Source organism: Pseudonocardia pini (assembly GCF_013870575.1).
Classification (GTDB): domain Bacteria; phylum Actinomycetota; class Actinomycetes; order Mycobacteriales; family Pseudonocardiaceae; genus Pseudonocardia; species Pseudonocardia pini.
In genome coordinates this window covers 1-10182 of sequence record NZ_JACBXB010000118.1, presented here as the reverse complement: position 1 = coordinate 10182, position 10182 = coordinate 1, and the positions used below count along the sequence as shown (strand labels likewise).

11 protein-coding genes are annotated in these 10182 nt (G+C 71.3%); 8 read left to right on the top strand and 3 right to left on the bottom strand.

Annotated elements, in window-relative coordinates; all coding sequences use genetic code 11:
- The 8 genes from H5J29_RS09915 to H5J29_RS09880 form a co-directional block, all read left to right on the top strand.
- Positions 1–438, top strand: a 438-nt coding sequence (locus H5J29_RS09915; protein ID WP_376768514.1) for a helix-turn-helix transcriptional regulator, incomplete at its 5' end; no start/stop codon positions are given.
- A complete protein-coding gene (gene sufB, locus H5J29_RS09910) occupies positions 422–1858 on the top strand; it encodes a Fe-S cluster assembly protein SufB (RefSeq protein ID WP_181780634.1) in 1437 nt (478 codons plus the stop codon). The genes H5J29_RS09915 and sufB, both read left to right, overlap by 17 nt.
- Positions 1855–3042, top strand: a complete 1188-nt coding sequence (locus H5J29_RS09905) for a SufB/SufD family protein (RefSeq protein WP_181780633.1) — start codon at positions 1855–1857, stop codon at positions 3040–3042. The genes sufB and H5J29_RS09905 overlap by 4 nt, the downstream gene beginning before the upstream one ends.
- 21 nt (positions 3043–3063) lie before the next feature.
- On the top strand, positions 3064–3822 hold the full coding sequence (gene sufC / locus H5J29_RS09900) for a Fe-S cluster assembly ATPase SufC (protein WP_181780632.1): 759 nt from the start codon (positions 3064–3066) through the stop codon (positions 3820–3822).
- A complete protein-coding gene (locus H5J29_RS09895) occupies positions 3819–5105 on the top strand; it encodes a cysteine desulfurase (protein ID WP_181780631.1) in 1287 nt (428 codons plus the stop codon). Before sufC ends, H5J29_RS09895 begins: the two co-directional genes overlap by 4 nt.
- Positions 5102–5542, top strand: coding sequence for a Fe-S cluster assembly sulfur transfer protein SufU (gene sufU / locus H5J29_RS09890; protein WP_181780630.1), 441 nt, complete (start codon positions 5102–5104; stop codon positions 5540–5542). Before H5J29_RS09895 ends, sufU begins: the two co-directional genes overlap by 4 nt.
- Positions 5539–5931 (top strand): metal-sulfur cluster assembly factor, encoded by a 393-nt coding sequence (locus H5J29_RS09885; RefSeq protein ID WP_181780629.1) that lies wholly within the window; start codon positions 5539–5541, stop codon positions 5929–5931. Before sufU ends, H5J29_RS09885 begins: the two co-directional genes overlap by 4 nt.
- Before the next feature lie 216 nt (positions 5932–6147).
- Positions 6148–6636 (top strand): GNAT family N-acetyltransferase, encoded by a 489-nt coding sequence (locus tag H5J29_RS09880; RefSeq protein ID WP_181780628.1) that lies wholly within the window; start codon positions 6148–6150, stop codon positions 6634–6636.
- Between the two features lie 183 nt (positions 6637–6819).
- Here the strand turns inward: H5J29_RS09880 and H5J29_RS09875 are convergent, their stop codons facing one another.
- From H5J29_RS09875 to H5J29_RS09865, 3 genes are read right to left on the bottom strand one after another with little or no spacing between them, the layout of a single operon-like run.
- Positions 6820–8391 carry a CotH kinase family protein gene (locus tag H5J29_RS09875; RefSeq protein WP_181780627.1) on the bottom strand — a complete coding sequence of 524 codons (1572 nt, stop codon included), beginning with the start codon at positions 8389–8391 and terminating at the stop codon, positions 6820–6822.
- 55 nt (positions 8392–8446) lie between these two features.
- Positions 8447–9586, bottom strand: coding sequence for an epoxide hydrolase family protein (locus H5J29_RS09870; protein WP_181780626.1), 1140 nt, complete (start codon positions 9584–9586; stop codon positions 8447–8449).
- A 51-nt stretch (positions 9587–9637) separates the two neighbouring features.
- Positions 9638–10087 carry a universal stress protein gene (locus H5J29_RS09865; RefSeq protein ID WP_181780625.1) on the bottom strand — a complete coding sequence of 150 codons (450 nt, stop codon included), beginning with the start codon at positions 10085–10087 and terminating at the stop codon, positions 9638–9640.
- Between the last annotated feature and the right edge of the window lie 95 nt (positions 10088–10182).

Genomic DNA, 10182 nt, shown 5'->3' with positions numbered 1-10182 from the left:
GCCCTGCGCTTCCTCGCCGACCACGCGGGGGAGCGGGCGGTGGGCGAGTTCGCCCGCAGCCGGGTGCAGAACCTGCTCGGCGCGTCGACCGCCGGGATCCAGGCGGCGGGCGGACCGCGCGAGCGGGCCGAGGCCCTCGCCGAGGTGCTCACCACGAGTGGCTACGCTGCGGCGGCCCGCGAGGCGGGCCCCGGCGTGCAGCTGTGCCAGCACCACTGCCCGGTGGCCCACGTCGCCGCGGAGTTCCCCGAGCTCTGCGAGGCGGAGACCGAGGCGTTCGCCGAGATCCTCGGCACCCACGTCCAGCGGTTGGCCACCATCGCACGCGGGGACTCCGCGTGCACCACCCATGTACCCGTGACCGCACCCGAACGCGGCCACGGTCCGCAAGCGACCACCACGTCCCCGAGAGGGAGGCAGCATGACGACCACTCCTGAGGTGCAGCAGCAGCTGACGCAGGAGGAGACGCTCGCGACGCTCGGCCGGTACGACTTCGGCTGGGCCGACTCGGACGTCGCCGGGTCCACGGCGCGCCGCGGACTCTCCGCGGACGTGGTGGCCGACATCTCCCGGCTGAAGAGCGAGCCGCAGTGGATGCTCGACTTCCGGCTCAAGGCGCTGGACCTCTTCGAGCGCAAGCCGATGCCGCGCTGGGGCTCCGACCTGTCGGGCATCGACTTCGACAACATCAAGTACTTCGTGCGGTCCTCGGAGAAGCAGGCGGCCACCTGGGACGACCTGCCCGCGGACATCAAGAACACCTACGACAAGCTGGGCATCCCGGAGGCCGAGAAGGCCCGCCTGGTGTCCGGTGTCGCCGCGCAGTACGAGTCCGAGGTCGTCTACCACTCGATCCGCGAGGACCTCGAGCAGCAGGGCGTGATCTTCCTGGACACCGACTCCGGGCTGCGCGAGCACCCCGAGCTGTTCCGGGAGTACTTCGGCTCGGTCATCCCCAGCGGTGACAACAAGTTCTCCGCGCTGAACTCCGCGGTGTGGTCGGGCGGCTCGTTCATCTACGTGCCGCCGGGCGTGCACGTCGAGATCCCGCTGCAGGCCTACTTCCGGATCAACACCGAGAACATGGGCCAGTTCGAGCGCACGCTGATCATCGCGGACGAGGGCTCGTACGTGCACTACGTCGAGGGCTGCACCGCGCCGATCTACAAGTCGGACTCGCTGCACTCGGCCGTCGTCGAGATCGTGGTGAAGAAGAACGCCCGGGTCCGGTACACGACCATCCAGAACTGGTCGAACAACGTGTACAACCTGGTCACCAAGCGCGCCAAGGCCGAGGAGGGCGCGACCATGGAGTGGGTCGACGGCAACCTCGGCTCCAAGGTCACCATGAAGTACCCGGCCGTGATGCTGATGGGCGAGCACGCCAAGGGCGAGGTCCTGTCCATCGCGTTCGCCGGTGAGGGCCAGCACCAGGACGCGGGCGCGAAGATGACGCACCTGGCGCCGAACACGTCGTCCACGATCATCTCGAAGTCGGTGGCGCGGGGCGGCGGGCGCACCTCCTACCGCGGCCTGATCCGGGTCAACCCGCGGGCCACCGGCTCGCGGAGCACGGTGAAGTGCGACGCGCTGCTGGTCGACTCGATCAGCCGCAGCGACACCTACCCGTACGTGGACATCCGCACGGACGACGTGTCGATGGGCCACGAGGCCACGGTCTCGAAGGTGTCGGACGACCAGCTGTTCTACCTGATGAGCCGCGGTCTGACCGAGGACGAGGCCATGGCGATGGTCGTGCGCGGGTTCGTGGAGCCCATCGCGCGCGAGCTCCCCATGGAGTACGCCCTCGAGCTCAACCGCCTGATCGAGCTGCAGATGGAGGGTTCGGTCGGATGACCGAGGTGGCAGGGCTGGCGCCCGAGCTGAAGGGCGCCAAGAAGGGCCAGGGCGAGATCCCGGTCGCGAGTGCGGGCGAGCGCTTCACCTCGTTCGACGTCGAGGCCTTCGAGGTCCCCGGCGGGCGCGAGGAGAACTGGCGGTTCACACCGCTCAAGCGGCTGCACGGGCTCCACGACGGCACCGCGGACCTGAACGGCACCGCCACAGTCACCGTGTCCGGGGCCGCGCAGGTCGAGAAGGTGGGCCGGGACGACCCGCGGATCGGCGAGGGCGGCACCCCCGCCGACCGCGTGTCCGCGCAGGCCTGGTCGGCGTTCGGCGAGGCCACCGTCGTGACCCTCGACGGCAGCCCCGAGCCGGTCACGATCACGGTCGAGGGCCCGGGCGCGGGTGCCGCGGCGGCGGGGCACCTGCAGCTGCGCACCACCACGCACGCCGAGGCCACCGTGGTGATCGAGCACCGCGGCTCGGGCACGCTCGCGGACAACCTGGAGCTCGTCCTCGCGGACGCCTCCCGGCTGACCGTGATCGTCACCGAGGAGTGGGCGGACGACGCCGTGCACGTGTCGGCGCAGCACCTCTCGATCGGCCGGGACGCCGTGCTCAAGCTCGTCTCGGTGTCGCTGGGCGGCGACCTCGTCCGGATCAGCCCCACCGTGAGCTACCGGGCCCCCGGTGGCGAGGTGGACCTGGCCGGACTGGGCTACGCCGACGCCGGACAGCACCTGGAGCAGCGCCTCCTGGTCGACCACGCGGTGCCGCAGTGCAAGTCGAACGTGCTGTACAAGAACGCCCTGCAGGGGCGCGCGGGCGTCACGGACGCGCACACCGTCTGGATCGGCGACGTGCTCATCCGCGCCGCCGCGGTGAACACCGAGACCTTCGAGTTCAACCGCAACCTGGTGCTCACCGAGCACGCCCGCGCCGACTCGGTGCCGAACCTGGAGATCGAGACCGGCGAGATCGTCTCCGCCGGGCACGCCAGCGCCACCGGCCGGTTCGACGACGAGCAGCTGTTCTACCTGCAGAGCCGCGGCATCCCCGAGGACGCTGCGCGCAGGCTCGTCGTGCGCGCGTTCTTCGGCGAGATCCTGCAGCGCATCCCGAACACCACCCTCCCCGAGCTGCGCGAACGGCTGGAGGCGGCCATCGAGGCCGAGCTCGCCGTCGTCGGCGTCTGACCCACCACGGAGAAGCATTCAATGTCCACCCTGGAGATCAAGGACCTGCACGCGTCGGTCCGCACCGAGGACGGCCCCAAGGAGATCCTCCGCGGCGTCGACCTCACCGTGAAGGCGGGCGAGACCCACGCGATCATGGGGCCGAACGGCTCCGGCAAGTCCACCCTGGCGTACGCCATCGCGGGTCACCCGAAGTACGAGATCACCTCCGGTGAGGTGCTGCTCGACGGCGAGTCCGTGCTGGACATGTCGGTCGACGAACGCGCCCGGGCGGGTCTGTTCCTCGCCATGCAGTACCCGGTCGAGGTCCCCGGTGTGTCGATGGCGAACTTCCTGCGCTCGGCGGCCACCGCCGTCCGCGGCGAGGCGCCGAAGCTGCGCACCTGGGTCAAGGAGGTCAAGTCCGCGATGTCCGACCTGGACATCTCCGACGAGTTCGCGGACCGCTCGGTCAACGAGGGGTTCTCCGGCGGCGAGAAGAAGCGCCACGAGGTGCTCCAGCTCGCGCTGCTGAACCCCAAGATCGCGATCCTCGACGAGACGGACTCCGGCCTGGACGTCGACGCGCTGCGCGTCGTGTCCGAGGGCGTGAACCGCTTCCGCTCGCCCGAGAACGGCGTCCTGCTGATCACGCACTACACGCGGATCCTGCAGCACATCACGCCGGACCACGTGCACGTGTTCTCCGCGGGTCGGATCGTCGAGTCCGGTGGCCCCGAGCTCGCCGACGACCTGGAGAAGAACGGCTACGAGCGGTTCGTGAAGGCGGTTCCGGCGTGACCGCGGTCCAGGCCCACGAGGGTCTGGACCTCACCGCCATCCGCGGTGACTTCCCGATCCTGTCGCGCACCGTCCGCGAGGACAGGCCGCTGGTCTACCTGGACTCCGGTGCGACCTCGCAGCGGCCCCGCCAGGTGCTCGACGCCGAGCGGCGGTTCCTCGAGACGCACAACGCGGCCGTGCACCGCGGCGCGCACCAGCTCGCCGAGGAGGCCACGGACGACTACGAGGCGGCCCGGGCGAAGATCGCCGTGCTCGTGGGCGCCGAGCCCGAGGAGCTGGTGTTCACCAAGAACGCCACCGAGGGGATCAACCTCGTCGCGTACGCGTTCTCGAACTCCTCGATCCGCACGGGCCTCGGCCCGGAGACGGAGCGGTTCGTGCTGGGCCCGGGGGACGAGATCGTCGTCACCGAGCTGGAGCACCACGCCAACCTCGTGCCCTGGCAGGAGCTGTGCCGCCGGACCGGCGCCACGCTGCGCTGGTACTCGGTCACCGACGACGGCCGGATCGACCTGGACTCGCTCGAGCTGACGGAGCGCACCAGGATCGTGGCGTTCGCCCACCAGTCGAACGTCACCGCCGCGATCGCGCCGGTGGCCGAGCTGGTCCGGCGGGCGCGTGCGGTCGGTGCGCTGACGGTGCTCGACGCCTGCCAGTCCGTCCCGCACATGCCGGTGAACCTCACCGAGCTGGGCGTGGACTTCGCCGCGTTCTCCGGGCACAAGATGCTCGGTCCCTCCGGCGTCGGCGTGCTCTACGGGCGCACCGAGCTGCTCGAGGCGATGCCGCCGTTCCTCACGGGCGGGTCGATGATCGAGATGGTCCGCATGGAGGGCTCGACCTACGCCCCGCCGCCGCAGCGGTTCGAGGCGGGCGTGCCCATGACGTCGCAGGCCGTGGGTCTGGGTGCCGCGGTGGACTACCTCTCGGCGATCGGCATGGACCGCGTGTTCGCGCACGAGCAGGAGCTCGCCAGGGTCGCGCTGGACACGCTCGCCGAGGTGCCGGGGGTGCGGATCGTCGGCCCCACCGACCTGACCGACCGCGGCGGCGCCGTGGCCTTCGTGGTCGACGGGGTGCACGCCCACGACGTGGGCCAGGTGCTGGACGACCGCGGCATCGCCGTACGCGTCGGACACCACTGCGCGTGGCCGCTGCACCGCCGCTTCGGAATCGCGGCGACCGTCCGAGCGTCCTTCCATGTGTACAACACAGCGGACGAGGTGGCTCAGCTCGCCGAGGGCGTGCGGGCCGCGAAGGAGTTCTTCGGGGTCGCATGAAGCTCGAACAGATGTACCAGGAGATCATCCTGGACCACTACCGGCAGCCCCACGGCGCGGGCCTGCGGGAACCCTTCGACGCCGAAACGCACCACGTCAACCCCACCTGTGGGGACGAGGTGACCCTGCGGGTGAAGCTGGAGGGTGACGAGGTCAAGGACGTCTCGTACGAGTCCCTCGGCTGCTCGATCAGCCAGGCCTCGACCTCGGTGCTCACCGATCTCGTGGTCGGCAAGAGCGTGCAGGAGGCGTTCCGGATCCTGGAGTCCTTCCAGGAGATGGCGCAGAGCCGTGGGAAGGTGGCCGGGGACGAGGACGTCATCGGCGACGGGGTCGCGTTCGCGGGCGTCTCCAAGTACCCGGCGCGGGTGAAGTGTGCTCTGCTGGGTTGGATGGCGTTCAAGGACGCCGTGGTGCGGGTGAAGGAGGAGGCATGAGCTCTACAGACGAGACGGACGTGGTTCGCGGGGCTGCGGGGATGCCGGAGCCCCCTGCGGCGACGGACGGTCCCTCGATCGACGACATCGAGGAGGCCATGCGAGACGTCGTCGATCCCGAGCTGGGCATCAACGTCGTCGACCTGGGCCTGGTCTACGGCCTGAAGGTCGAGGACCGCAAGGCGATCATCGACATGACGCTCACGTCCGCGGCCTGCCCGCTGACGGACGTCATCGAGGAGCAGGCCCGCTCCGCCCTCACCGGCCCCAGCAACGGGTCGCTGGTCGAGGACATCGCGATCAACTGGGTCTGGATGCCCCCGTGGGGCCCGGAGAAGATCACCGAGGACGGCCGCGAGCAGCTCCGCGCCCTGGGCTTCCGCGTCTGACCCACCCGGGCCGCATCATGGAGCCACACCTGTCGTGTCGAGCCTTGAGAACGACGGTTGTGGCTCCATGGCGCTGTCCGGTACTGCGACGGCACTCGGGTGAGCGTCGCACATCAAAGCGATCGAGCTGGTCAGAGGGCTGAGGCGGGCCCGAGCCGTGCACGATCGAGCATCGCGCCTGCCGGGGCTCACGAGCGGCCCTGCTTGGATGCGCTGATGCACATACGCGAGGTGCTGCCCAGCGAGCTCGACAGTGTGGGCGCTCTGCGGGTCGGCGCCTATGCGGCGCAGGATCTGTTCGCCTCGGCGGGCGCCTACGCGCCGGTCCTGCGCTCGTTGGGCGCGGGGGGCGGCGCGACCATCCTGGTCGCGGTGGAGGGCGGCGAGCTGCTCGGCACCGTGATGCTGCAGCCGTGGGGGCCGGACAGCGAGATCGCCCGTGCCGCCGAGGAGATCGAGATGCGAGCCCTCGCGGTCTCGCCCGCAGCTCAGGGGCGAGGAGTCGGTCGAGCCCTGGTCGACGCGGCGGTGAGCCGCGCGCGCCACGGAGGACACGGTCGCGTCGTGCTCTCCACCCAGCCGGCGATGCGGGCCGCGCAACGGCTGTACCGCACCGCCGGCTTCGAACGCCTGCCCGACCGCGACTGGTCGCCGTTACCCGGTGTCGTCCTGCTCGCCTTCGGGCTGCGCCTGGACGATCGTTGACACACCTGCGCCGCAGCTCGATCTGCGGTGCGTCGCCCGTCGCCGTAGTCGCCGGCGTGGCGAGCCGATCGCGAGCCGCCACGCCCGCAGACCAGCCGCGGCGATCACCCGGTCATGCAGCGCGTCCAGGTCCACCGGTGCGGGCGAGATCACCCCAGCGGTGCACCGACTGCCGTTGCAGTACTAGGGGAGGGGCTCGAAGGTCCTCGTGTGGCGCTGGTGGTTCCTCAGCTGTGCCCAGGCGGTCTCGTGGCGGCGCCTCGCGAAGGCCGTGACCGCCTGGAGGGTGCGGCGGTCGTCGTTCGGGAACTCGTAGCGCAGGTCCTCGCCCTCGTTGTGGCGGAACATGTCGTGGTTCGCCCACCGGCGCCCGGTGAAGGGCGTGCCGTGCGGGGTGTGGGACTCCAGGTAGGCGGACCGCTGGGCGGTCTGCCAGGCCGCGTCGGCGGTGGCGGCGACCGTCTCCGGGTCGAACGTCGTCTCCAGGAGGTGGGCCAGGTGGTCGAGGTAGTACTGCCGCAGGTCCGGGTTCTGCAGGAGGTTGCCCAGCAGGGGCAGTGAGCGCGGCGGCCAGTCCAGGACGTCCCCGCCCGCCCAGTCCGCGTGGTCGTAGGCCTGCTGGGTGAGGTCGTAGGTGATGCCGAGGACGTTGTCGTGGTCCCAGGGCAGGAACGTGAAGAACGGCCGGTCCGCCGTACGGGAGTTGTAGAGGAAGTAGTTGGCGGGGGTGCCGTAGTAGGTGTCCCAGCTGCCCAGCAGGACCGTGACGCCGGCCCAGCGGAGGAAGGCGCGTACCGCGAAGACCTCCTCCATCGCGTCCCGGTACCCGGCCGAGGCGAAGTCGCCACCGTGTAGGACCTGCACGAACCGGGCGAGGTCGTCGAACGAGGTGTCGGCCCCGCTGCGGAGCTCGTAGGTGGGATCCGCCGCCCCGGCCGGCGGCCGGTAGTCGGCGCCCGACGGGCCCCGCGGCGCGAGCGTGGCGCAGCCGAACCCGCCCCGGTCGACGTCCCCGCAGGAGGCCTTGTAGAGCTGCCCCGCGTCGGAGCCGAAGTGGCGCCGCAGGAAGTCGGTGTGGACGTCCTCGGTGAGGGAGTAGAGCCCCCGGTAGGTCCCGTCCATCGCGTAGCGGGCGTAGGTGCGGCGCGAGCACCGGATCCCCGCCGCCGCGAAGGCCGACCAGGCGACCGCCTCCCGGACGACGGACGCGTCGTTGACCATGGACTTGAGGTGCAGCCGCTCCAGGCCGGCGAAGCGCGCGTCGAGCCGGGCGCGCCACGAGGACTTCGGTTCGGCCAGCGTGCGGTTGCCGGTGCACTCCAGCTCGAACCCGCCGCGTCGGTAGAGCGCGTCGGCCGGTGGGACGTGCCGGGTGTCGGTGGGATCGAGCCTGCCGACCTCCAGCGTGGCGCCCGCGGGTGCGGCGACCTCGCGGGTCTTCGGGTGCGGCAGCTCCTGCCTCCCGAACCCCCGGACGTGCACGCCGAGCAGGGGCTCGGCGAACACGTCGTCGACCGTGAGCGCGGCGGTCCGGTAGGCCTCGACGACCTCCCCCGCCGGGCCCGCGAGGTCGAGCTCGGGTCCCCCGAACTCGGCGACGAGCACCCCGAACAGGGCCTCGCGCTCGCGCCCGCGGTGCACGCCGTCGGTCGCGACCTTCTCCAGCAGCGTCCGGGCCCGTCCCGGTGCGAGGTCGACGGCGCAGAGCGCCCGGTCGGTCAGGTCGGCGTCGAGGTCCGCCGCGGTGTAACCCATACGTCGAGGAGCCGCGGCCGGTGTCGATTCGGACGTCCACCACCCGGACGGCGGATCACCGGAGCGTGCGGAAGAAGGTCCGGACGTCTTCCACCAGCAGGTCGGGGACCTCCAGCGCGGCGAAGTGGCCGCCGGTCTCGAAGTCCGACCAGTGCGTGATGGTGTTCACGGCCTCGGCGTACCGGCGGATCGCCACGTCCTCCGCGAAGGCCGCGACGCCCGTCGGGACGCCGGACCTGCTCGGCCACCGCTCGGAGTGCATGCTCTCGTAGTAGAGGTTCGCCGCGGAGCCCGCCGTGTCGGTCAGCCAGTACAGCATCACGTTGGTGAGGATCCGGTCCCGGTCGATCGGGCACACCGACCACTCGTGGAACTTCTCCAGGACCCAGGCGAGCTGGCCCGCGGGGGAGTCCGCCAGCGCGTGGGCGACGGTCTGCGGTCGGGTGGCCTGGATCTGGAAGTACCCGTTGCCGTCGGCCAGGTAGGTCTGCAGGCGGGCCAACCGCGCCTGCTCGACGTCGGTGAGCGCGGCCTGCTCCTCGGCCGGCACCGCGCCGAACGGGATGAACCCCATGGTCGCGGCGTTCACGTGCACCCCGACCACGTGCTCCGCGTCGACCCGGCCGAGGTCCGGCACGACGAACGCGCCGAAGTCGCCGCCCTGCGCGGCGTACCGGTCGTACCCGAGCCTGCGCATCAGCTCGGCGAACGCCGTGGCGATCCGGTGGCTGTCCCAGCCCGGTTCGCGGGTGGGCCCGGAGAACCCGAAGCCGGGCAGCGCCGGGATGACCAGGTCGAAGGCGTCCGCGGGAGCGCCGCCGTACGCGGCGGGCTCGGTCAGCGGCCCGATCACGTCCAGGAACTCGACGACCGAGCCCGGCCACCCGTGCACCAGGAGCAGCGGCAGGGCGTCCGCCTCGGGGGAGCGGACGTGCAGGAAGTGGATGTGCTGCCCATCGATCTCGGTGCGGAACTGCGGCAGCTCGTTGAGTAGCGCCTCCTGCGCACGCCAGTCGTAGCCGGTGCGCCAGTAGGACACCAGCTCGCGCAGCTCGTCGACCGGGACCCCGCGCTCCCACGGGGCGCCGGGCAGCGGGGCGCCCCAGCGGGTGCGGGCCAGCCGGTCGTCCAGGTCGTCGAGGGCGATCTCCGGGATCTCGATCCGGAAGGGCGTGATCGTGCCGGTCTGGGTCATGACCCGACGCTAGGAGCCACTCCGGCCGGTTCCCGACCTCAATGGCAGGGATCAGGTCGTGTGCACGATGAGGACGTCGACGCCGGAGCGGCGCGCGACGTCCGAGGGCACCGAGCCCAGGATGCGTCCGCTGAGGGTGTTGAGCCCCTTGTTGCCGACGACGAGGAGGTCCGCGCCGCGGTCGGCGACCGCCTTGCGCAGCACGTCGGCCGGGGCGCCGTCCTCGGCCAGCGTGCTGACCTTCCGCGCGCCGGCGGCGGCGGCCTTGTCCTCGGCCGTGCGCAGCGCCTCCTCGGCGGGGTTCCAGCCGCGGACCTGGTAGGCCTCCGCCCCGAGGGCGTCCTCGGCGTCGGCGGTGTCCTCGCGGGTCGCCGGGGTGTAGGCGGACACGATGACGAGCTCGGCGTCCGAGTCGCGGGCGACCGCGGCGGCGCGCTCGACCGCGAGATAGGACGTGGGGGATCCGTCGGTGCCGACGACGACGGTGGTGTAGGCGGACACGGTGCCTCCCTCGGGGAGTAGGGGTCGGCGGGAGCCTACCGCCGGGTAGTCGCAGGTCAGGACCTCACCCGGGGCCTGTCACCCGGTCGGGGCGG

What these genes read in the sequence shown, in the direction of transcription:
- sufB (WP_181780634.1), top strand. Translation starts at nt 422, where the DNA reads ATGACGACCACTCCTGAGGTGCAGCAGCAGCTGACGCAGGAGGAGACG.
- H5J29_RS09905 (WP_181780633.1), top strand. Translation starts at nt 1,855, where the DNA reads ATGACCGAGGTGGCAGGGCTGGCGCCCGAGCTGAAGGGCGCCAAGAAG.
- sufC (WP_181780632.1), top strand. Translation starts at nt 3,064, where the DNA reads ATGTCCACCCTGGAGATCAAGGACCTGCACGCGTCGGTCCGCACCGAG.
- sufU (WP_181780630.1), top strand. Translation starts at nt 5,102, where the DNA reads ATGAAGCTCGAACAGATGTACCAGGAGATCATCCTGGACCACTACCGG.
- H5J29_RS09885 (WP_181780629.1), top strand. Translation starts at nt 5,539, where the DNA reads ATGAGCTCTACAGACGAGACGGACGTGGTTCGCGGGGCTGCGGGGATG.
- H5J29_RS09880 (WP_181780628.1), top strand. Translation starts at nt 6,148, where the DNA reads ATGCACATACGCGAGGTGCTGCCCAGCGAGCTCGACAGTGTGGGCGCT.
- H5J29_RS09875 (WP_181780627.1), bottom strand. Translation starts at nt 8,391, where the DNA reads ATGGGTTACACCGCGGCGGACCTCGACGCCGACCTGACCGACCGGGCG.
- H5J29_RS09870 (WP_181780626.1), bottom strand. Translation starts at nt 9,586, where the DNA reads ATGACCCAGACCGGCACGATCACGCCCTTCCGGATCGAGATCCCGGAG.